Below are 22,286 nucleotides of genomic sequence, written 5' to 3'. Positions count from 1 at the left end.
ACAGCAGCAACAACTTACAGTGTTGTTGGCTGGCAGGCTGAGAAATGGATAGCTGTTAACCCCAATAATGTTGCAAAGATCGCCAAACTTGCATTAGAAATGGACAAGGAAGAGAAGAAGACCCTCACAACCGGTGAAACATGGTCTCTTGGCTCAGGCTATGAAATAAACATCAATGCAATAGATGCAAGAACAACCCCGAGACAGGCATGGTTTACATTAAAGAAGGATGGAGCCGTAATTGACGAGGGTATTGCTCAGGCACCACAGGGTACAGCCAAACAACCCGCAGTTTACTATAAGACAAAGACGATCCTTGGCGAATCAGATGCGCTCCTGTTCACAGTATATGTTGATAATATCTTCTCAGGCGCAACTTCTGATATGGTACAGTTCAAATATGCATGGCTCATAGATGAAAGCACTGCCAGAGAAATCAAATCCGCAGATACATATGGCGTATTTGAAGTAACCGGTACAACCGATAACATTACCATGACTAACAAGAACTCAGTTAGTTTGACCAGCAACTCAGAAACAACCCTCATGGGCGAACTTAAATTCAAGATAGCTGATAACAGCTCTGTCTTGAGATTCTACCCCAAGATCGACTACGTAGTTGGGAATGTATCAACAACTCCAACAGGCACAGCAGTAACAACTCCGAGAGGAACTGTTACAGCCACACCTGGTGCGACCGCAACCCTCACAGTAGTTCCGACAACACCCGCACCAACCGGACCAGGAGTAACAGAGACTGGCAAACCAGTTGCAACAACTCCAACAGAGCCGGGCTTTGAGTTAGTATTCGCAATCGCAGGCTTGCTCGCAGTAGCATACCTCGTATTGAGACAGAGAAAGTAAATTTAAAATCCGAAGGGATTAATATTAATCCCTTTACTTTTTTTTATTGTGTTTTATTGAACCATTGGGCCAAACTATAAATCCTCTTATTCTAACATTGGTTTGATGGACAAGATCGCATGCTCCGTAAATTCATTGTATGAGAAATACCCCTATCCCTCTCTTCCAATTCGCAATGAAAACGACCTCGTAAAAAAACTCCATGCCAACGTGATGTCAAAAATACTCTCCTCGGCAGGATTAGATCCAGCCTCATTATCAGGAAAAGAAATCCTTGATGCCGGCTGCGGCACCGGAGAAAAGTCCTGTTACTTTGCATATCGCGGGGCAAAAGTGACATCAATAGATCTGAGTTGTTCCTCACTTGCAAAGGGAAAAAAACTTGCGCAGGATTTCAATCTGGAGGTAGATTTCAATAGATGTGATATCATGGATTTTAAGACCCGGAACAGGTTTGATCATATCTTCTGCATGGGGGTGCTGCATCATACAAATGATCCTTACGGGCGATTCCGGGTGCTTTCGGATATGTGTAAACCCGGAGGAACAATAACGATCGGATTATACAATAGGTACGGGCGTTTTCTTCACAGGGCAAAAAGGATGTGGATAAAACTGAACGCAGGAGAAGATATTGACCGGCGGATGTCGTTTGTTGAGAGGTCAATATACGGGAGAAAATTCAAAAATATTCATGAACAGGCTTATGCGGCTGATAAATACGCTAATCCTTACGAAAGTTATCATTCTGTCATTGAAGTGATCCGGTGGTTCGATAAGAACAATATCTCGTATATAGGGTCATATCCTCATACTGATATTGGCTATTTTGGGTCTTTTTTGACACAGTTGAAATGGTTCAGAAGTAAGAACGGGTTTTTCATAATTTCAGGAAGGAAAAATTGAAAGACAAATGGCGTTTTATTGATCTTGATAAAATTGATGGGTTCAAAAGCGCAGCGCTATTTGAATCTATTGCAAAGCATGTTGGTTCTGGCCTTTCTCCGGACACTATCTTTTTCTGGCGCGTGAGATCACCGGTAATATATCTTGGTTATCACCAGTGTGTGGAGGATGAAATTAATATTGATTATTGCATAGAAAACAATATCGGGATAGTACGAAGGATTCTGGGAGGAGGATGCGGATTTTGCGATGAGGACCAGATACTTTTCTCTTGCATTGGTAAAGAGGACGGCATCATACCTCCTGATATCCAGGCTGCTTATGAAAAAGTACTTGGAGGGGTGGTGAACGCTTTAATAACACTTGGCGCTGGAGGTGAAATTGAACCTGCACGAAATGCTGTTTATTCAAAAGGCAAAAAGATTTCAGGAAACGCACAGGGGCGTCTTGATGGAGCAGTGCTGGTCAATGGAAGCCTCCTTATGGATTTTGATTTCGGGCTTATGGACAGGGCACTTAAAAATCCAACCAAAAACCTTTATCCTGTAAATACTGCGCGTGAAGGGATGATAACACTGAAAGATATGGGAATAATGGATATCGATCTTGTGAAAAAAGCGCTTAAGGAAGGTTTTGAAACTGCGCTTGGCATAGGAACATATCCGGGATTACTGACAGAAAATGAGATCAACACTGCAGATCAATTATTGGGAAAGTATCAGGATCATAACTGGACATACAGGATGGATATTAAGCGCTCTAAGCGCTTACAGCGGAAAACTTCTTCCTTGCTTCTTCTTCGGTGAGCCGGATAACATCTCTTACCGGGATACCTGACTCCTTTGAAACCCTCTTGCAATCTTCAAATTCTGCGGATATATTCAGCAAAACACCCCTCAGGTCCCTGGCGATTTTCACTGAGATTTCAAACTCTCTGCCATTTAGAATAATTGAAACTTTATCCATTTCTCTTTGCGCGATCAGCCTGTGTTTTATTGGTATTATCCTTACGCCAAGAGAACCTGTTTCCTCGATGATCTTCCTTGCAAGGGCGGGTGAATCCTCAGGTTTTGAGATTACCTGGATAATATGGCCGCTTCGCCCTTTTTTCATGGTTGCAGGAATAATGGAGACATCTCTTGCTCCTGCTGTCAATAATTCTTCGATCAAATGCCCCAGCACCTGGCCTGTGACATCATCCACATTTGTCTCAAGCATTTCGATCATATCCGTAATAAGCGCATCATCTATCTCGCCTTTTATAATTCGCAGCACGTTGGGGACAGAAAGGTCTTTGCTTCCTGCACCATAGCTTATTTTGTGCGCTTTTATCACTGGAATTATTCCCAACTCATTTACAAAATAGGCAAGAAGGGCGGCTCCTGTGGGGGTGAGCAATTCCCCGTCAACAGGCCCCATCTGCCAGGGCAGGGAATATTCCTTTAAAATCTCAAGCGCTGCGGGCGCAGGTACGGGAAATTTCCCATGTGAGAACTCAATAAATCCCATCCCAGCAGACACAGGTGTGCAGTAAATCCGATAATCCTTTAATCCCATATCTTGAAACGCGGTACATGCCCCTATAATATCCGCAATCGCATCTTCCTGCCCCAGTTCATGGAAATGCAGTTTTTCAAGAGTTGTTCCATGGATCTTTGCTTCAGCTTTTCCAAGGATATTAAAGACTGCAATTGCATCAGCGATAACAATAGAAGGAAGATCCAGGGCTTTTATCCTGGGTATGATTTCCGATAATGCAAGACTTCCTTCTTTTTTAGTTGAAACCTCGACTGAGCAGGCAGAGATACCCTTCTTGTTCGATCTGGAAATTTCAACGTTGACATTAGCGGCAAGTTCCATTGCTGTTTTGATTTTCCCTGCATCTGCTCCAAGATCGATAAGAGCAGCTATTGTCATATCACCCGAAGCGCCGCAGAATGGATCAAAAATGATAGTTTTCATGTTGCTGACTCACAATTAATGGCTTATATTCTCACTATGATTTATAAGAACTTTCTGGACTTATAAAAGAAATAGCCTATCACGCCTATTGTAATAACAGGTGAGACCCATTCCGGTATGTGAACTCCGAAGCTGTCAAGCACCATTATTATCCCGAGGAAAAATATCGAATACATCGCACCGTTTTTTAGAAAGATGTATCGCTTCACGTTTTCAATATTTTTTAAAGTCAACTCACGGACAACAAAAGCTCCTACCCCGTTACCGATGAGGATCAGCGGGACTGAAAGGGTGAACGCAAAAGCGCCAACAACACCGTCTATTGAGAAGGTGGCATCTATCACTTCAAGGTACAGGATCTTGCTCCAGTCACTCATGTTCCCGCCCATTAACACCTTTTCCTGCTGCTCGGCATTTTGTTTAAACCCGTGGGTGATAAAAAATGCCGTTGATCCCACAACTGCACCTAATGCCATAAAAGGATGCTCTTTTAATGCGAAGTAGACAATTACAGTAAGAATTATGGAAACAACCGCAAAGAACCAGACCCCATGTTTATGGAAGAATCGCTCGCCGCGAAGACCATAATTTTTAGTTTCAATAAAAAGCCAGTGGAAGAACAGGAATATAAGGAAAACGCCTCCCCCGACAAGAAGGAAAGGAGACGATTCTTCGATAGCCTTTGCGATATCAGGATTATCACTAAAAGTAGCTGTGAATGCGTTAACAGGTCCAAGAGCCGGATTTGTTGCCCATACAATAAGCCATGGAAGCATCCCCCTTACAGCGAAAACCGCAATAAACAAACCATATATCAGGAACCATCTTCTGGCTCGCTGGGACATTGTTGAAAGTACTTCTGCGTTAATTACTGCATTGTCTATACTGCTGATGGTCTCAAATATTATGAGACCTACAACAATCAGTATAATTGAGAATATATCCATTTAGTGCCCAGCCTTTTAGATTCAGTGTTAATAGCTCTTTTACGGATAAATTTTTGCTCCGGGTAAACAAACATTAAATAGGATAAGCAATATTAATTAACTCAATATATATAAGAGACTGATATATGGTACTAGAAATATCTGAGGATAAAGCATTCACAGATGCTTTTATCTGGATCAACAAAGGCAATACGCTTGTGGAAACCGGGATGTATTCAGAAGCCATCCAGTGTTATGATAAAGCACTTGAAATAAATCCGGTAAATGCTGATGTATGGAATAATAAGGGTCTTGCCCTGGCAAGAATTGTCAAATACGAAGAAGCTGTGACGTGTTATGATAAAGCAATAGACCTGAGGCCGGATGATGAAGAAGTGATATACAACAAGGGTATCGCACTTGCCCATCTCGGACGGACAAAAGAAGCAATAGAATGTTATGATAAGATACTTGAAAAGAATCCCCTGGATGCCGGAGCATGGTGCATTAAAGGTGATATATTATTTGAAAGCGGGGATTTTGAAGGGGCACTTCAGGCTTATGACCGATCGGTAGAGGCAAATTCCACAGATGAGACTGTATGGAATAACAGGGGATTGACTCTTGTTAAACTCAATCGTTTATCCGAAGCTATAGAATCTTATGATAAAGCTCTTGAAATTAACCCGAAAGTTGAGAAAATATGGAGTAATAAGGGGCTGGCTATCGCAAAAATGGGACAGGACGGTGAAAAAACAGATTTACAAAAGATAGCTTTATCCATACCCAAAGAAGAGAAAACGCTTGAAGAAATGCAGGTTTACACGGATATTGAACCCGATAAAATTGAATTTTCCATGACTGAAGAGCCGGTTAAACCTTTATCCGAGACTTTTATTGAAAATCAAGCTGAACAAGTAAAGGAATCAGAACATATGATTGCAATAAAGGTTGAAGATCCTGTTAGACCCATATCCGAACCTTTTATTGGAAACTCTTTCGAATCCACTTCAACTACAATTGAACCCAAACAACCTGAAGTGGAAATAGTTGAAGAGCAGCCAAAACCCATATCCGAAATTGGGGTCACTAAAAGAGAGATTATAAAGCATGAAATCCCTGAAGAATCAAAGGATTACCTTATCAAGGGAAATTCATATTTCTCAAAGAGAAAATACATCCAGGCCATTGATTATTTTGACATATCAATCAGGATAGATGCGCAAAATAGCATTGCATGGAATAATAAAGGACTTGCTCTTGCAAAGCTGGATAAAATTGATGAAGCTCTGGTCTGTTATGAAAAAGCGCTTGAAATAACTCCGGATGATCATGTCTTTTTAATTAATAAAGGCAATATCCTTTATAAAAAGGGAAATCCCGGAGACGCTTTAAAGGCTTTTCAACTGGCTTATGAATTAAATTCGCAAAGCAACAATGCAATAAAAGGCATGGAACTTTGTCTTAAGTCATTAAAAAAATCTATGAAGAAAAAGAAGTAGCCTCTGCTATTAAAATAATAGTATCATATGTAAATCCCAGCTTCCCGTCTTCAATTTTTACATGAAGGCCAGTACTGTCATTGGCAACACTTCCAGTCATCAAATGCCTGATCTTTATGATTGTTTCTTCATTCGTTCCCGCGCGTTTTATCCACTCATCGAAATCCTGGGGAATTTCCCAGTGTGATATATCTTTGATCATTGCACCTGTTTCTTCAAACATATTTTTTATTTCGCTCAATGAATTAATACGAACATGTGACGGGTCACGCATCTTTTCAATTTCATTATGGAATTTACTTTTTACAGGGTCTTCTGATGAGACACCATCCACGAGCACTATGGTCCGCGCCACGCGTGTCATTTCAAGCAAAGCTTTTTTTGGGTCAGGAAAATGATGGAATGCGAACCTGCATGAAACGATATCGAATGCACCATCCGGAAAAGGCAATGATTCTACATCGCAAAGAAGGAAATCAATATTGTCGAGTCCTGAATTTTTCTGCTTTTCCCTTGCATGAAGCAGCATATTGCGTGTAATGTCACAACCTGCGACATTTTTTGTTTTTTTTGCAAATTCAAGCGCAAGAAATCCTGAACCTGTGGCTACATCCAGAACCCTTTGATTCTCTTTTACTCCTGTTATTTCAACTATTTTTGAGAGATGGAAACCATCCACAAAAATATTGCCTTTTGAGTAAGCTTGGGCCTGTTTCCCGAATTGCTTTATTGCGCTTTCTTTAATTCCCATTGCAGGGGACACAGTAGTAAAAGATAAATAATTTGTGTATATGAGCTGTGGGACAAAAAAGGGATTGTCGTATTAGCAACAGAAAGATTTAAGTAAATGTTATAAATATATAACATAAAGTTATAACTACATAACAAAGATGATTTTATGAAAATCGAAAATAAAATAAGCATTGCAGTTGCTGTGGGCTTTCTTGCTCTGGGGATGATATTGAGCAATTATCCGGGCAGCGTAAGCTCTGGCATATTGTCAGGCATATTCGCAGTTGGGCTGTCGATGCTATTCACAAGCCTGTACAAGCATTTCAAGTATGGCGAGGGAATAGAGCAGGATGAAAGAACAAGAAAAGTAATGTATCGCGCACTGGCCGGCTCCTGGTTTGCCACGTTAATCCTGACAACGGTATTGATGTTTGCGGACAGGCTTAACATAAGTCTGGATATTCGGGGCGCTTTAAGCATTATCTTTTTCTTCATGGTATTTACTTTCAGCGCGCTTAACTGGTACTTTGAGAAAAAAGAGGATATGTAATGAAACTCTGGCACAAACTAACGATTCTCTGGATAGCAGTAGCACTTATTCACCTGGTGTGGGGTACGGCGGTAATACTTGGCGGAGGCACGCTGGAAGATGCAAAAGCAGCAACATATTCGCTAAATGCGCTCACTATAATCCTCATATCTCTGTCGGTCTTTGCTATGGCAAAAGACAAAGGATGGTTTCAGAACGACGAAAGAACTCGAAAGACAGCAGGTATAGCATTCATGTACGCATATATAATCACGATGGTTTTTCTTGCAATGCTTCTTTTTGTAGAGCATTTCAAGATACTGCAATTAACAGCGATCCAGGTAATCGGAGCGGTCTTTGTCGTGATGCTAATTGCTGCAAATCTGCTCCTTGGATACTATGACCGAAGTGGAGATGCACAATGAAATTCAGAACCGATAAAGATATTTTGCAGTTTCTGGGAATGGGACTGGGGACTGTTGCTCTTGGAGCCATTCTGCTCGTATTTTTTCATGCTAAAGCGGGCGTGATATTTATTATGAGCGGAACGTTGACTGTTCTGGTTGGCTTAAGTCTCGCCACAAAATCAAAAGATTTTCTTAAGCAGGATGAGCGGTCAATAAGAATTAATGAGAAAGCGGGAAATTATGCATTCTGGGCGATAATGACTGTTATTTTGGCGATGTATGTCTTAAGAGCTGCCAGATTGTTGAACCCGGATTTTATGGATGCGTACTCGACGGTGTTTTTTACTGGAATTTACGGAAACCTCATAATGCGATGGCATTTCAACAGGAAGGGTGAATGAAATGAAGATGCGGACTGACAAAGATATCCTGAAATTTTTTGCTGCAAGCATGGGCATGGTGCTTGTAGGCGTACTTCTATTCGTGTATGTATCTCCATTTATAGGGGGAGGACTTATCCTCGGCGGACTGATACTGACCGTAATGGGATTATATGTTGCTTCAAAGCCAAAAGAAGAATTCGTGCAAGACGAGCGGTCTAAAAGAGTCATGGACAAGGCAGGACATCATGCATTCTGGATAATGATGGATATTGTTATTGTGCTTTCCCTGATCAACCAGTTTTCTCTTTATGCTGTAGAATTCAAAAGTGCAAGCACATTGATTTTGTTTATCGGCATTTATTCTTTCCTTATTCTCAAATGGTATTACAACAAAAAAGGTGAATGAGATGAAACTGATCAACAACAAAAGGTATCTTGTATTTGTGATGTTGGGGCTTGTTAATATCCTGATCGGTTTAGCTGAAATGCTTAAAATAATTCCTTATTCGGGAAAGGCGACACCGGGAGTTTCGATGATCGGGTCCGGGATATTCGTTCTTGCGATAGGGCTTTACCTCTCAAGAACGCGGGAATCAAAGGCAATGCCTGATGAGCGTACAAAGAAGCGCGATATGAAAGTTCATTCAGGCGCATTGGGGATAGTTCTTGCCTACGTGACATTGCTTGCGCTGATGGATGGGCTTTGGTCTTCGAACACAATAAATTTGGGTGGATTTTTCTTGATTTTTAATCATCCCGGCGATATGTCGGTTCTTTTCTCAAGATACATGTCGATAATCTTTGTTGCGATAGTCTCTGTAGTCGTGCTTACGGTTTATCTTGACAAGAAAGGTGATGTATAATGAAAATATCAAAACAAATGTATTCAATTGGGGGAGTAATACTATTTGCTGTTGCTATAGCATTGGTGTTTCTTGGCAATGAACACACTATTGGATTAGCGTGGATTCTGTTTATAAGTGGCGCAGAATTTTTGTATTCTGGCGGAGTAATTAAGAAAGGAGCGCATTTATTGGCAATTGGATTTGCACTCCTGTTTGCGGGAGGTGTTTGTATGTATATTTTTAGGAATAATGTCTCATCGCATAGGTTTATAGATATGATATTCGGCGGCTTACTCATCATAATTTCTGGTGTATGGTTTCAAACATTCAAAAATAGGATTAAGATTAGTCAACAAAATACCGGCGATGAAAGAACAAACAAATTCCTGGCTTATGGTGCTTATTACACCTGGATAGTTATGATTGTGCTTTTGTTTGCGTCTATTTTATTGGATCTTTTTGGAATAATAAACACCAGTACAATTTCACTTGCAAATCTATTTCCTGTATTTATAGTGCTATTGCTTTTACTTCCCGTTGTTTTTGTTTTATATTTTAACAAAAAAGGGGATGTTCCGTGAAAACCCGCATCAAGGAATTCCGCGCAAAATACGACCTGACCCAGGAAAAGCTTGCAGAAAAAGTCGGGGTCAGGCGCGAGACCATTGTTTTTCTTGAGCAGGGAAAGTACAATCCATCGCTGAAGTTAGCGCATGATGTTGCAAAGGCGCTGAAATCGACAATTGAGGAGTTATTTATTTTTGAAGATGACTAAAATGCATAAGAAAAAAAGGTCAATCAAAACCGGTCTTCCACCAGGGTCATTGATCCATATCGGGGAGAAAAAAGCTGAACGAGTAAGGATCAGGATACTTGATTATGACGAAAATCAATTTGAGGAAAAAGAGGCTAAGACGATTGAGGAGTGTTTTCCCTTCAAAGACAAGCCAACGACCACATGGATAAATATTGATGGCCTGCACCAGGTTGAAATAATAGAAAAGATCGGAAAAGAATTTGATTTCCATCCTCTTCTTCTTGAAGATATCCTGAATACAGAGCAGCGCCCCAAAATCGAGGATTTTGAGACCCATATCTACATTGTCTTGAAAATGCTCTATTATAATGAAAAAACACATGAAATAACCTCAGAGCAGATCAGTATAATTTTCGGGCACAATTTTGTAATTTCGTTCCAGGAAAAAGAAGGCGATATTTTCGATCCTGTAAGAGAAAGGATCAGGACTGGTAAAGGCCGTACCAGGAAGATGGGCGCGGATTATCTTTCTTATAGCCTGATGGACTTCATAGTTGACAGCTATTTTTCAATTCTTGAAAAATTGGGAGAGAATATCGAAGATGTTGAAGAAACAATGATAACCAATCCAAGACCGAAAACATTACATGGAATTCATTCTTTAAAAAGAAAGATGATCTCCCTGCGTAAGTCGGTATGGCCTTTAAGAGATGTTCTCAGTGCCCTTGAAAGATCCGATTCTTCGTTGATCCAGGAACCCACGCGTATATATCTTAAGGATGTTTATGACCATACAATCCAGGTAATTGATACGGTAGAGACCTACAGGGATGTGCTATCGGGTATGCTTGATGTTTATCTTTCAAGTATCAGCAATAAAATGAATGAAATAATGAAGGTTTTGACGATTATTGCGACAATATTTATTCCCCTTACTTTTATAGCTGGTGTTTATGGGATGAATTTTGAATTTATGCCTGAACTCAGGTGGCGCTGGGGTTATCCTGCTGTCTGGGCTGTAATGATCTGTGTAGGAATTTCAATGATGGTTTATTTTAGGAAAAAGAAATGGATATAAAAGAAACGGATATAAATGTTGAGATAATAGAGGTGCTTTAATGAGATTTCTTTATGGGGATTCAACTGAATTCCGGATGCAAATAGATTTTCTGAGACTGCTGAACAGTTTTGTAGAGACAAGTATTAAGACTATAAAATTTGAAAATGCTGTTTTTGATTTCAAAGAAACGATAATAGACCGCAGAAGACTTAAGAATTCTGTTACAGATGAGATGGATAACTTTATCCTTGCAGTTGAGAACGCGATTGAAGGAGCAGTTGCCAGAAGTAAAGAGCAGGATACGATCGTTAAATATGCAGACAAAAGCAAAGAATATTTGAAAACATTCATAGAAGAAGGTAAGACAAAGTTCTCGGATGAAATATTCAAGGAAATCGTGCAACTTGAAAAAAAGATCGAGGAGGCAAACGAGGAGAACCGGAAATTATTGGAGACCTTCTTTATCTACGATCCCATACCTGCAACAGGCAAAAAATATACTATCAAAGCTGTAGAAAAAGGTTACTCTGCAAACGTACAGGTAAATTGTGAAGGTGGAATCTCCCTTCTTTTTTACATTGCATCATCAGAATCCGAGTTCTGGAAAGGTCATGTAAGAGCCCGTGATTTTGTAAAAGGTATCGAAATCCCTGCCAGGATGAAAAAATCTTTTCTTAAAAAAGAACTTGTGCCGGATAATGTGAGCATCGATGATTTTCTTCTCAGTGATCTTATTCTTTCTGATAAAGAGCTTGAAGTCGTTTTCAGGAAAAAACCCGGCATCAGGGCTGAACAATTCAGATTGAAAATGATTTTAACAGAAGAATTTTCAGTTGATGTGTCCTATACAGAGGAAAATGGGGTAGAAACGAGCATTAATGCTGTTCCTGAATTGAAAAATGAATTAAATATGTTAAGACTTCAAGAATTGGGGGAAAAGATTGCCGAAAAAACGAATGATCTTTATCTCAAGAAACAAAAGTTAGAGACCATTTTCCTGGAAGAAAAGGATATTTTTGAGGAGAACCTTATTTTTGAACTTATGCAGAAGGTCGCCGGGATATTCGCTCCCATTGTGGCAGAGATAAAAAAACGCAGTCCTTCTGGCGAAGAACTGTCTCTTAAATCCGAAGATGAATATGGTGGAAGACATGAAATATATCTTAAAAAATCAGAGGTAAAGGATAAGCTCAATGAGATAGGAGAGAAGGGCCAAAAGTTGTTAGAGATCCTGATGCTGTGAAACAGAAAAATAAAAAAAGGAATGAATTTACCTTAAGTAAATTCATATTGTATATTTCTTTCATCAGATCTTCTCCAGTCGCACATTATCAATGTAGTACTTGTCTCCTGCTTTCGCAAATGGTGCAAGCCAGAACATTAAACGTCCATCGGTTACCACACCTGTAAAACCAGTTGTATCAAATTCAGTCGTAAAAGACTGCCAGCTTGTGCCAAGATTTGCTCTGTAGGATAAACCGTAGTTGGTATATGGTGAACCGTGCTTAATTAAATTCACACTCAGATCATGTCCGGATGTCGAATATGCTGAAAAACTCAACCTGTAACGTGTGTTTGGTTCCAGTGATATCCCTTTCTGATATAATTGGATATTCGTACCGACACTATTCAGAACAATATTTGCAGAATTAGATCCCTCAGAAGCTGGTGGGCCTGTAGTGAATGTCCCGGTTCCATTTGTATAGAAGATCCAGGAAGCAGTACCGAATTCAAACCCGGGGTTCTTGATAATATTGGATGTGCTGACAGTACCTGCTGAAAGTGATTTTACATACTCTACCAGGTCCCCCTTCTCCTGAGCTGTCAGGTTCAGATTAAAGAAGGTGTTATAGTGATCTACTACGTCCAGCAGTGTCTTGAAGCGCCCGTCATGGTAGAAGCGGCCCTTGTTCTCCGGCTTCATGAATAAACCGCGCTCCCGTACGAATATGCCCGCAAGGTTCATGGTCTTATATACTCCATCCGGCGCCCGGTCTGCCTGGAAACTGTCTATACCGATTTCAGATGGCTTATGCAGATTCCATCCTGGCTCGGTCCAGAGAGGTTCTACATGGCAGTTGTTGCACTGCGCCTTTGTGCTGAAAAGCTCATCTCCGCGTTCAGCAGCCTCCTTATCAAAGTCTACACCAGGCTCTGGCACAGGCGATGGAATAGCAAGCTGATAGAACTGAAGAGCTGGAAGTTTGGATGTGATCAGGTCATCATCAGGATCGGTTCGCACGTTCCCGAATCCATTGGCAGCAGCTATCGGGAACCTGGCTGTATCATTCAATCTGGGATCATAGAACACTCCTTTCCCGTGCATTTCAAGATTGGCAACAAAAGCGTTCCAGTACGGGACCGAACCCCATGCTCCTGTCCATGTATGCTGGTTGTAACCTGCCAGTCCGAAAGCGTCCGGGATCAATGTGGCACCGGATACGTTCGTCCCTGTTACAACGCCATCAGTAACCTGCTGGGGATTAAACGCCTTGCCATCCAGGAACAGTTCGGCATCGAATTTCCCGGGGCCCCAGCTATTAAGCACTGTTCGCACTGTGGGTTCGGGAACGCCCAGAAGATCGGCTACCGGAGTAAGATCAGGAGATAGATTTACAATTGCGCCTACATTGAGATCATGATTTGCCCAGCCGTCCAGCCTGTGTCCGATGCCCGGAGCAAATGAATCATCCACTGTTGAATGGCAAATAGCACATGTAATCCCGACTGTGCTCAGTTTCCCATTATTATCAAATGAACCTTTAACACCAACAACTGCGTTGAGTTTAAGCAGAGCAAGTGTTGTAGCCGGATCATCAAGATCTACCTTTCCTTTTTCAAGGTCTTTGATCAGGTTCCCGGGAAGCGCATCCACATCAACTTTTAAGCCCACGGCCAGTGCGGTCTTCGGGCTGACACCCGATCCCACCCCTCCGTTTGCTGCGCCTGCAATGGCCTGGTGTATTTTAAGAGTGTCACCCCAGAATGCCTCGTCGCCGAAAGTGTCAAAGCGAAAGATTTGCCTGCCCTCCATAAGCATGCTGTTCGCATTTGCAAGAATCGGATCTTCTTTCATTTTCCCGGGAACATTCATAATCCTGTTATCTGTGCTAAATTCATTGTCATCGATCTGTTGTGAATTTTCATTAATCTGATTTTCATCAATTTGTTTCACTGTAGTTTCCTCAGAAGTTGCACCTACTGCATTGAGGCCAACAATGCCCCCGACAATAAGGATAGCAACTAAAATACCAAATATGTATCTCTTATTCATATTAACCTCCACTTTACATTATATCAGAAAGTTCTGATAGGAATACTATAAAACATTACTATATATACTTTTTTCTGACAACCGAAGACTTGACAGAACCTAAACCTCTACTTCACGTTTTTCCCTTTTTTCAACCCCTCGATCACTGCATCATACCTCTGGCAGATCCTCTTCACAACATCCTTTTCTGCGTTCTTATGAGTTGGTATCAGGATATCAGCCCCTGTGCCGATCTCTTTCCCTTCACTCGATGTTCCATAATCCGGCGCTATCCTTATGCCATCCCCTGAAATCCCCAGGCCCATTTCATTGATCATCCGCGATATCATTTCTGTCTGGGGCATGACTTTTGCGGTTATGAAATTGGCTTTATCAATATACTCATCCTTTAATTCCGAAATGTACTGGATGCTTTCCCTTACTTTTCTTTTACTTGCGTATTCTGCAAGGATATTGATGGAGTTGATAATATCTTCAAAAGTTGTTGCCTGGATCTCAATTATTCTTCCGTCAAAGATCTTGCTCACTCTTTCCTTATATCCTTTTGAAATTACAAGAACACCCATCTCCTGTATGCGGTCATGCTCCTCTTCCGTGGGTGTATATGGATTGATCACAGTATATTCTGTTATGCCGCAAAGCTCCATCAAAGATTCATACATCGGGCTTACGCCGATCCCCTGCTTACCGAGCCACTTGTCAAGGCCCATTTTCTGCTCCCTGGCAAGTTCTATGATCTTTCTTTTTATAGCTTCAGGATCGCCGGATTCAAGGTTAAAATACTCCGCAAATCTCTGCGTGGTCGCAAGAAGCCGTGTTCTTCCGTGCTGGACTGCCGAGATAAAACCGCTTTCTTCAAGTTCCCTCACATGATCATAGGTCGCAGGACCTCTCCTGTCAACAAGTTCTGCTACTGTTATGGGCTGATGATATGCTATCATGGCAAGTGTCCGGAGAACTGGCGAGCGCAGCTCTTTAGGCGCTATTGACCGAACCTTTTCAGCAAATTCCGGTTTTACCTGCATTATGAACCTGCTGTCCATTTCCTTTATTTCAATAGCACTATCGCGCGCTATGTATTCATCTGCCAGTTGCTGGAGCAATTCCCTGACATTCTTTCCCCGCACCAGGTTCTTAAGCTGTCCGATATCAAGGGGCTCACCGGATGCAAAAAGCGCAGCTTCCAATATCTCCTTATCCCCGCTCATGATGCTGCCCTGCTTATGAAAAGTTCACCAAAGAATTCTTCCTGTTCGATCCATATTTCCTTTCTCGTAGCAAGGAATAAAATCGCAAGATAAGCCATTAACATTCCCGTCCTGTCAAGTGGAGAGGACAAATCTGAAAATTTAATAGATTTTTGTTTTTCCAATAATTCATTTAATATTAATCTCATCTTCCCAATCCTGCTTTCTATATCTTCATCATGGGCCACTGAAAGAACATCCTCAAGAGTTGCCCTGATTTCATCCTTTTTATTGTCAACGCGATTAAGTCTCTTTTTTTCAAATGCTTCTGCCTTCTTTAACTCAGTCAATAATTCCTCAAGCGTCACCGGTCTTTTTGAATAACGGCGAAGGGGCATGGAAGGCACAGGATAATCGCTTATTTCAAAATTATCCGACTCAAGATCTATCTCCTCCGGAGGTTCCTCCACTTCAACAAGGGCATTTGATTTCATTCGCAGCAATATCGAAGCGTAAAGGAGAGTTCGCCCCGAGACGCGAAGATCCGTTTTCTCAAGCTCATCTACACGCTTTAAGAATTTGTCCGTAAGTTCAACGATGTTGATATTCCATGGATCGATCTCACCATTTTTGGCAAGATTTACCAGGATCTCAATTGGTTCTCCCAGTATATCTTCTTCCGGAATTACCTTAGCCTCTCCTTCAGTCATATTCTGATGATAATAAGCATATAAAGCACATAAGCATTTTGTTAGATATTGTGTTTTCCACCGTCTTTCGACAGCAGCACTACGCGGCTTCCACCTGAATCATCTGCGATACTATATTCAAGCACTTCTGCAACCTGTCTTGAAAAACCAAGAACTTCCTCATGTGAAGGCATATTATCCTGAGAAAGCCGCTTTCTTGAAAAACCAAGGTGCATATATGCTTTCAATTCTACATAATCAGGCCGGGCGAGTTCTATAAGGCGCGCATAACCTTCCGGATCCACCATATTCACTCCTTTTGTCAGGGTTATCCTGATGGCCGTTCTTGTGCCTGACCGTTTCAGGATCTCAAGTGACTGCTTTATGTTTTCCCAGCTATTCCCGATTGGTGAACATGCTTTTTCATATGTATTTTCATCCGGTGCATTAAGGCTTATATAAAGCTGCGTGGGTTTTATTTTTTCTACCATGTCAGGGATCGTGCCATTTGTGACAACAAAAGTAGTCATATCATTTTTATGGAACTCCTCTATCAATTCAGGAAGGTGGGGATACATTGTTGGCTCGCCTGATAACGAAATTGCCACATGTTTCGGGGAAAAAGCCTCCTTCCACCTTGTTTTATCCATGAATTCCGAACCGCCATAACCTGAAATAAGCCGTTTGTGTTCATTAAAGACCGCTTTAACGATCTCTTCCGGAGTATCCCATACATGAGGTACTTGTACCGGTACTTCTACAGCCCTCCAGCAGTGAAGGCACCTGTGGTTGCAGACAAGCGTGGGAGTCATCTGTATGCACCTGTGGGATGTCATCCCATAGAACTTTGATTTATAACATGCCCCGGTATTGCGGATGCTTTTGTTGAGCCACAGGCATGTTTTCACAGCGCTATGGGTCCCAGCAAGGTGATAACCATGTTTTTTAAGAAGTGATTGTGTAGTTTCTGGTATAGAGTTCATTTATTTCATTTTTCTGTAAATTTAGTATCCTGCATTAAATTAACATGAATAAATAGATTTACATAAACAAAAAGTTATTATATGGTAAAAAGCATCATTTGAAGAAAACCTTTTGAGGTAATTAAATGGCAAGAAATATTCGCGTGGAAAAAATTACACAGACTCCGATCGAAAAACAGGAGATTGAAATAGTAGAAAGAAAAGGTGTAGGGCACCCTGACAGCATGGCTGACGGCTTTGCAGAATCAGTAAGCAGGGCGCTTTGCAATGAATATATCAAAAAATGCGGCACGATCCTTCATCATAATACTGACCAGGTAGAAGTCGTAGCCGGGCGCTCCTGTCCTGAATATCAGGGTGGAGAATTGATCTCACCTATCTATGTATTGCTTGTTGGAAGGGCAACAAAAGAATTCAAGGATATAAAAATAGCCTCAGATACCACTGCAATAAGAGCTGCAAAGAATTATCTGAAAACCACTCTTCCTGATATTGATTCAGAACATGATATTATCATAGATTGTAAACTTGGTACAGGCTCAACAGACCTCCAGAGTGTTTTTAATCGCAGAAAAGCGCCAATGGCTAATGATACATCTTTTGGTGTAGGCCATGCCCCGTTTTCAGAAGTGGAGAATATAGTTTACAATACCGAACGCCAGATGGTCTTGAACTTCAAGAAGGATCTTCCCGCCATCGGAACAGACATCAAGGTCATGGGTATGAGAAAGAATGAAAAAATAACCCTGACAGTAGCATGCGCCATGATAGGCAAATATGTTGATGACCAGTCACATTACTTCAATATAAAAGAAGAACTTCGCAGCAAAATATGCGATCTTGCTGAAGAATATACAGACCGGGAAGTAGAAGTCTTCGTAAATACGGGTGATGATGAAAAAGCAGGCTCGGTTTACCTGACAGTTACAGGAACTTCTGCTGAAATGGGTGACGATGGCTCAGTCGGGCGCGGCAACAGGTGCAACGGCCTGATCACGCCGAACAGGCCTATGAGCATGGAAGCCACAAGCGGAAAGAATCCCATAAACCATGTAGGAAAACTATACAACCTTCTTTCTAACCAGATCGCTAAGGATATTGCAGCAAATGTCTCCGGCATCGAAGATATTTATATCAGGATCCTTTCCCAGATCGGTCATCCGATCGATGAGCCATTGATCGCAAGCGCCCAGATAATACCGCAGGATGGCGCTAATATGAAAGCCATCAAATCTGAATCTGAAGTTATAATTGATAAATGGCTCAATGATATTACAAAGATCACCGATATGACTACAAGGGGAGAGCTGGAAACTTTCTAGCTTTCCACTATTTTTATAGTTACAGTGCGCTTGCGGGGTCCGTCAAGTTCAACAAAAAAGACGCTTTGCCATGTGCCAAGCACAGGATGTCCGTCTTCGACCGGGATTGTTTCGCTCATTCCCAGAAGCACGGCGCGCAGATGTGCGTGTGCATTATTATCAATTTGATTGTGCGCATAGCTTTTGTTTTCCGGAATAAGGTTTTCTAACATATCCAGTATATCATTCCTTAGCCCGCGTTCGTTCTCGTTGATTATTATGCTGCCTGTGCTGTGGCGCGTGGAGATAACGCAGATGCCATCCTTTGCACCACTTTCCCGGACAGATGCACGAACCCGGTCAGTTATATCGATCAATTCTGTTTGTGTTGTGGTTTGAATTTCCATGATTATTATCAATCCCCATGATAAAAATTGGAACTTCATTGGATAAGCTTTTCCATTATAACTTGAATATACAACAAAAAATGCAAAAAGGAAAACTGATCATTCTTGAAATACAAGAAATATTTTAAACTCAAATAGAAGGTGTTTAAAAGATGAGTCTTAAATGTACTGGTGGGTGTGATTTCTGTGAGGCTTTAACAAACACAGGGGATATTAGCAAAACATCAGAGTACATGGGTTTAGGTGATTTGTTGCCCTCTAGAACAATATTTGACACCAAACACTTTTCGGTCATAGCGAGTCTTGGTCAAATAGTTGAAGGCTATCTACTAATAATTTCTAAAGAACATTATTACTCCATGGCGCATATTACAGATGATCTTTATGAGGAATTGGATATATTATATTCTCGAACAAAATTACTTTTATCAAATGCTTATGGTCCGCCGATTATTTTTGAACACGGCCCGATGCCTATAGAAAAAGAAAAGGATGTCTCAGCAATAGGTGGAGGATCTTGTGTAGACCATGCTCATCTTCATTTTGTGCCATTTCCAGTTTCTTCTACTCACATAATATCTTATTTGAGAAGACGATTTAGTTGTCGCACTATTTCAAATTTTGAAGAACTGAAAATACAAGCTGAAAGAAATATTCCCTATTTTTTTGTTGAGACTCCAAAGGGAGAACGCTATATTTTTGATGTTCCATTTCCCCCTCCATCACAATACTTGCGCCAACTTTTGTCTAATGAGATTGGGGTACCCGAAAAATGGAACTGGCGAATTCACCCAGAAACTGAACGCATACTTACAACAGTAAAACTATTAAATGATTATATGTATGGACGATTATAAATGTTAATTAAGAGTTTACATATTTCTCAAATAAAAGAAATATATCAAAAAACTTTAATGTTATTAGACCAGGAGATTAAAGTTGAAGGTAATAGAGCTGGATGGTACCATTTCATAGGAGAGAAAAAAATAGGAAATGTGGCAACAGCTCAAGGAATTCTAATTAATAGTTACCTTAATAATCCGAATAAATTATTAAATAAAATCCTACTAACATTAAAAGAGTCACAATATCGGGGTGAAAATGTTTTTGATCTTGGTGGTTGGTCTTTCGTTACATCGACTCAAAATGCACCAACACTTGAAGCAACAGTATGGGTACTTTTAGGTCTAATAGCTGGAGGAGAACCAATTAATTCAGATATAATTATAGATGGAAAAGAATGGATAAAACGGAATCAAAATCTTGATGGAGGGTGGGGATCGAAGAAAGAATCCTGTAGTCGAATATATACCACTTTTTTAGCATGTCGTTGTTTTTCAACGTTAGAGCCAAATCTTAATAGAAAAAATATTGAAGATGTATCAAATTGGGTATTAAGTTGCCAGAACGTTTCGGACGGAGGATGGGGAGCTGGTCGTGGAGAGGCCAGTACTCCTATTCATACGGCATTTGCTTTACTTACACTCCATATAATAGGAAGTAGTATCAAAGAGATGCAAAGAGGAATCCAATATTTATATACGCAATGGAAACCTCAGACAATGTGGGAACATACCACTAAACTCGAACAATATGACGTTTCTAAAGATGGTGCTGGGACAAGAATCACCTTTCACTATTTTCCTACACCATGGATAATTACTGCCTTACTAAATATTGGTGAAAGCATATATCAAGAACAAATATTCTTGGGTATTAAGTGGTTAGTTCAGTCTCAAAATAAGGATGGAAGTTGGAGTGTCAGCGAAGTGCCAAAAAATAGATTTTGGTCAATTCATGATGCGATTTTGGCGATAACTACCTTCTTAGATAAAGCGATATCTACTCAAACAGTGGACAGCATGATCAAAATGGGTGATATTATCATTTTAGCAAAGTCTCATAGAGACTTTGCTCGCTTGGCAATACTTTCCATTATTGGCCTGCTAATGCTTGGAGGTGTAATAGGGGCTATTTTGAGTTCGGCTACAACTTTGGGGCCATTAGTTCAGAAATATTGGGCATGGATATTTTTGTGTATTTGGATATTTAGTACATATCCTTTGGCAAAATTGGAGCTTCTCAGCAAGAAAGAGGCAATATTAAGTATTATCTTACCTGTATTTCTCGTAATTATTCAACCCCATCTGAGCTCTTAAATAAATAACTTTAGAGGCTATAAAATGACAGAAAAAAATAAAGACACATCAATAAAAAAAATAGTAGAACAAATAAAAAGAACTATTCAAATAAAAAATAAAGACGATAAACGCATAAAACAGTTAGAGATTAAATTTTTTAAGGAATTCTGTCTTAAACAATATTTAAAAGAATGCGAGCCAGGGTATTGTGTTTTTCGAATCACTAATTCATGTGAGTATGTAAAAATATTAAAGAAAGTCCATACTATTTAATGACCATAAGTGATAATATGAAAAATTCTTCTAATACTTTAGATTTTTTTGATGAAATTACAGGTATCTGTAAAGATTTATTTCTTAAAAAAATGAAAGATTACGGCCCTACATGGGCCATATTTAGATGGGAATCTTTAGCCGATCAAATATGGATTAAAGCAAAGAGAGTTAGAACATTGGAAGAACTTGAAGATAAAAAATTGATTCCAGAAGGAAGGGATATTGAATATATAGGGATCATAAATTATTCTTTGATAGCATTAATTAAATTATGGTATCGAGAGGAAATCCCAAATCTTGAAGAAATAATAAATAAAGGAGAATTTGCTGAAATAGATGAAAGAAAAGTCTCTGATCTTTACGATAAAGTTATAGAAAGAGTTAGGGAACTCATGATTAAAAAAAATCATGATTATGGAGAAGCATGGAGAGAAATGAAAGTATCTTCAATAACTGATCAAATTCTTATCAAGTTGTATAGAATAAGAAATATTTTGAAATTAGATAGAAAATTACAAGCGTCAGAAGATTTGGATGCTCAATTTAGTGATATTATAAATTATTGTGTTTTCGCTCTGATAAAAATGAGAAATGAGGCCTAAGCTTGAACAACTTAATGATAATATAGATTATTAAAATAATGATATTATTCGGAAAAAAACGATTTCCAAATTACAGAGAAATTTTCTAAAGCTCGCAGAAAGAGAACCCGGGAGGTTTGTGATAATAGATGCCGGAGATGAACTTGCATCTGTTGAATTTCAGGTTGAATCTGTTATTAAAAAATTCCTGAGTAATGAATAAAATATTGAAAAAAAATTTGGGTTATCTTTATATATAATAAAATCTTCAGTGGATTGCCCTTTGCCTTGTAAAGACTTGAGGTTCAATATATGATAAAACAGACCATTGTATTCATCATCCTCGTATTGTTGTTTTCAATACCCGCCCTCGCCGCAGAATCCATTGATAGCGCCATCAACGGTGCAGATACCGTCTGGGTACTCATATCAGCCGCCCTTGTCATGCTCATGACCCCCGCCGTTGGTCTTTTTTACGGTGGAATGGTGCGGAAAAAGAACGTACTTTCAATAATCACTCAGAGCTTGTCTGAATATTCAATCATTGTTTAGAAATCTGAATTTGTGACAACCG

The 22,286-nt window shown here is 40.1% G+C and carries 27 protein-coding genes; 19 read left to right on the top strand and 8 right to left on the bottom strand.

Annotated elements, in window-relative coordinates; all coding sequences use genetic code 11:
- The 3 genes from CL181_RS03955 to CL181_RS03945 all read left to right on the top strand — a co-directional run.
- Positions 1-864: S-layer protein domain-containing protein (locus tag CL181_RS03955; RefSeq protein WP_141398782.1), on the top strand; the 864-nt coding region annotated here is incomplete at its 5' end.
- 105 nt (positions 865-969) lie between these two features.
- Complete coding sequence (locus CL181_RS03950; RefSeq protein ID WP_097297945.1) at positions 970-1,770, top strand: bifunctional 2-polyprenyl-6-hydroxyphenol methylase/3-demethylubiquinol 3-O-methyltransferase UbiG; 801 nt, start codon at positions 970-972, stop codon at positions 1,768-1,770.
- Positions 1,767-2,576, top strand: coding sequence for a biotin/lipoate A/B protein ligase family protein (locus CL181_RS03945; RefSeq protein WP_097297944.1), 810 nt, complete (start codon positions 1,767-1,769; stop codon positions 2,574-2,576). Before CL181_RS03950 ends, CL181_RS03945 begins: the two co-directional genes overlap by 4 nt.
- Here CL181_RS03945 and larC read toward each other — a convergent pair.
- Both larC and CL181_RS03935 read right to left on the bottom strand, forming a co-directional pair.
- A complete protein-coding gene (larC, locus tag CL181_RS03940; protein WP_097297943.1) occupies positions 2,530-3,732 on the bottom strand; it encodes a nickel pincer cofactor biosynthesis protein LarC in 1,203 nt (400 codons plus the stop codon). The genes CL181_RS03945 and larC overlap by 47 nt on opposite strands.
- A gap of 41 nt (positions 3,733-3,773) precedes the next feature.
- The gene (locus CL181_RS03935) at positions 3,774-4,679 is read right to left on the bottom strand and encodes a DUF475 domain-containing protein (RefSeq protein WP_097297942.1); all 906 of its coding nucleotides are present in this window, start codon (positions 4,677-4,679) and stop codon (positions 3,774-3,776) included.
- 125 nt (positions 4,680-4,804) lie between these two features.
- Here CL181_RS03935 and CL181_RS03930 point away from each other — a divergent pair, with 125 nt between their 5' ends.
- On the top strand, positions 4,805-6,160 hold the full coding sequence (locus CL181_RS03930; RefSeq protein ID WP_097297941.1) for a tetratricopeptide repeat protein: 1,356 nt from the start codon (positions 4,805-4,807) through the stop codon (positions 6,158-6,160).
- On the opposite strand, the gene CL181_RS03925 is transcribed toward CL181_RS03930, so the two are convergent.
- Positions 6,141-6,911 (bottom strand): class I SAM-dependent methyltransferase, encoded by a 771-nt coding sequence (locus CL181_RS03925; protein WP_097297940.1) that lies wholly within the window; start codon positions 6,909-6,911, stop codon positions 6,141-6,143. The two genes, CL181_RS03930 and CL181_RS03925, sit on opposite strands and share 20 nt — an antisense overlap.
- Before the next feature lie 147 nt (positions 6,912-7,058).
- Between CL181_RS03925 and CL181_RS03920 the strand changes: the two genes are divergently transcribed.
- From CL181_RS03920 to CL181_RS03880, 9 genes are read left to right on the top strand one after another with little or no spacing between them, the layout of a single operon-like run.
- Positions 7,059-7,442 carry a hypothetical protein gene (locus CL181_RS03920; RefSeq protein WP_097297939.1) on the top strand — a complete coding sequence of 128 codons (384 nt, stop codon included), beginning with the start codon at positions 7,059-7,061 and terminating at the stop codon, positions 7,440-7,442.
- Positions 7,442-7,846, top strand: coding sequence for a hypothetical protein (locus CL181_RS03915; protein WP_097297938.1), 405 nt, complete (start codon positions 7,442-7,444; stop codon positions 7,844-7,846). Before CL181_RS03920 ends, CL181_RS03915 begins: the two co-directional genes overlap by 1 nt.
- Positions 7,843-8,229 carry a hypothetical protein gene (locus tag CL181_RS03910; RefSeq protein ID WP_097297937.1) on the top strand — a complete coding sequence of 129 codons (387 nt, stop codon included), beginning with the start codon at positions 7,843-7,845 and terminating at the stop codon, positions 8,227-8,229. Before CL181_RS03915 ends, CL181_RS03910 begins: the two co-directional genes overlap by 4 nt.
- A gap of 1 nt (position 8,230) precedes the next feature.
- Positions 8,231-8,617, top strand: a complete 387-nt coding sequence (locus tag CL181_RS03905; protein WP_097297936.1) for a DUF2178 domain-containing protein — start codon at positions 8,231-8,233, stop codon at positions 8,615-8,617.
- A gap of 1 nt (position 8,618) precedes the next feature.
- Entirely contained in the window at positions 8,619-9,074 is a 456-nt protein-coding gene (locus CL181_RS03900; RefSeq protein ID WP_097297935.1) for a hypothetical protein, read from the top strand.
- Positions 9,074-9,637, top strand: a complete 564-nt coding sequence (locus CL181_RS03895) for a hypothetical protein (protein ID WP_097297934.1) — start codon at positions 9,074-9,076, stop codon at positions 9,635-9,637. The genes CL181_RS03900 and CL181_RS03895 overlap by 1 nt, the downstream gene beginning before the upstream one ends.
- Positions 9,634-9,831 carry a helix-turn-helix transcriptional regulator gene (locus CL181_RS03890; RefSeq protein ID WP_097297933.1) on the top strand — a complete coding sequence of 66 codons (198 nt, stop codon included), beginning with the start codon at positions 9,634-9,636 and terminating at the stop codon, positions 9,829-9,831. The genes CL181_RS03895 and CL181_RS03890 overlap by 4 nt, the downstream gene beginning before the upstream one ends.
- A 1-nt stretch (position 9,832) precedes the next feature.
- Complete coding sequence (gene corA / locus CL181_RS03885; protein ID WP_320410166.1) at positions 9,833-10,891, top strand: magnesium/cobalt transporter CorA; 1,059 nt, start codon at positions 9,833-9,835, stop codon at positions 10,889-10,891.
- Positions 10,892-10,931: 40 nt separating this feature from the next.
- A complete protein-coding gene (locus CL181_RS03880; protein ID WP_097297931.1) occupies positions 10,932-12,116 on the top strand; it encodes a hypothetical protein in 1,185 nt (394 codons plus the stop codon).
- A gap of 63 nt (positions 12,117-12,179) precedes the next feature.
- On the opposite strand, the gene CL181_RS03875 is transcribed toward CL181_RS03880, so the two are convergent.
- The 4 genes from CL181_RS03875 to twy1 form a co-directional block, all read right to left on the bottom strand.
- The gene (locus CL181_RS03875) at positions 12,180-14,147 is read right to left on the bottom strand and encodes a carbohydrate binding domain-containing protein (protein ID WP_176505049.1); all 1,968 of its coding nucleotides are present in this window, start codon (positions 14,145-14,147) and stop codon (positions 12,180-12,182) included.
- A 107-nt stretch (positions 14,148-14,254) separates the two neighbouring features.
- Complete coding sequence (scpB, locus tag CL181_RS03870) at positions 14,255-15,355, bottom strand: SMC-Scp complex subunit ScpB (RefSeq protein ID WP_097297930.1); 1,101 nt, start codon at positions 15,353-15,355, stop codon at positions 14,255-14,257.
- On the bottom strand, positions 15,352-16,044 hold the full coding sequence (locus CL181_RS03865) for a segregation/condensation protein A (protein ID WP_097297929.1): 693 nt from the start codon (positions 16,042-16,044) through the stop codon (positions 15,352-15,354). The genes scpB and CL181_RS03865 overlap by 4 nt, the downstream gene beginning before the upstream one ends.
- A 41-nt stretch (positions 16,045-16,085) precedes the next feature.
- On the bottom strand, positions 16,086-17,006 hold the full coding sequence (twy1, locus tag CL181_RS03860) for a 4-demethylwyosine synthase TYW1 (RefSeq protein WP_097297928.1): 921 nt from the start codon (positions 17,004-17,006) through the stop codon (positions 16,086-16,088).
- Positions 17,007-17,131: 125 nt separating this feature from the next.
- Here twy1 and CL181_RS03855 point away from each other — a divergent pair, with 125 nt between their 5' ends.
- Entirely contained in the window at positions 17,132-18,328 is a 1,197-nt protein-coding gene (locus tag CL181_RS03855; RefSeq protein ID WP_097297927.1) for a methionine adenosyltransferase, read from the top strand.
- Here the strand turns inward: CL181_RS03855 and CL181_RS03850 are convergent.
- Positions 18,325-18,753, bottom strand: a complete 429-nt coding sequence (locus CL181_RS03850; RefSeq protein WP_255251403.1) for a secondary thiamine-phosphate synthase enzyme YjbQ — start codon at positions 18,751-18,753, stop codon at positions 18,325-18,327. The genes CL181_RS03855 and CL181_RS03850 overlap by 4 nt on opposite strands.
- Positions 18,754-18,866: 113 nt before the next feature.
- On the opposite strand from CL181_RS03850, the gene CL181_RS03845 reads away from it, so the two are divergent.
- From CL181_RS03845 to CL181_RS03825, 5 genes are all read left to right on the top strand, one after another.
- A complete protein-coding gene (locus CL181_RS03845; protein ID WP_097297925.1) occupies positions 18,867-19,571 on the top strand; it encodes an HIT family protein in 705 nt (234 codons plus the stop codon).
- Positions 19,572-20,873 (top strand): prenyltransferase/squalene oxidase repeat-containing protein, encoded by a 1,302-nt coding sequence (locus tag CL181_RS03840; RefSeq protein ID WP_097297924.1) that lies wholly within the window; start codon positions 19,572-19,574, stop codon positions 20,871-20,873. It abuts the gene before it with no gap.
- Between the two features lie 24 nt (positions 20,874-20,897).
- Positions 20,898-21,128: a hypothetical protein gene (locus CL181_RS03835; RefSeq protein ID WP_097297923.1), complete on the top strand. Its 231-nt coding sequence runs from the start codon at positions 20,898-20,900 to the stop codon at positions 21,126-21,128.
- The gene (locus CL181_RS03830) at positions 21,128-21,733 is read left to right on the top strand and encodes a DUF1599 domain-containing protein (protein ID WP_217993081.1); all 606 of its coding nucleotides are present in this window, start codon (positions 21,128-21,130) and stop codon (positions 21,731-21,733) included. Before CL181_RS03835 ends, CL181_RS03830 begins: the two co-directional genes overlap by 1 nt.
- Positions 21,734-22,024: 291 nt before the next feature.
- Positions 22,025-22,264: a hypothetical protein gene (locus tag CL181_RS03825; protein ID WP_303740877.1), complete on the top strand. Its 240-nt coding sequence runs from the start codon at positions 22,025-22,027 to the stop codon at positions 22,262-22,264.
- The last annotated feature ends 22 nt before the right edge of the window (positions 22,265-22,286 follow it).

Origin of the sequence: Candidatus Methanoperedens sp. BLZ2 (assembly GCF_002487355.1) — an archaeon.
GTDB lineage: Archaea > Halobacteriota > Methanosarcinia > Methanosarcinales > Methanoperedenaceae > Methanoperedens.
The sequence above is the reverse complement of the archived record's forward strand: the minus strand, read 5'-3'. Positions and strand labels throughout refer to the sequence as shown.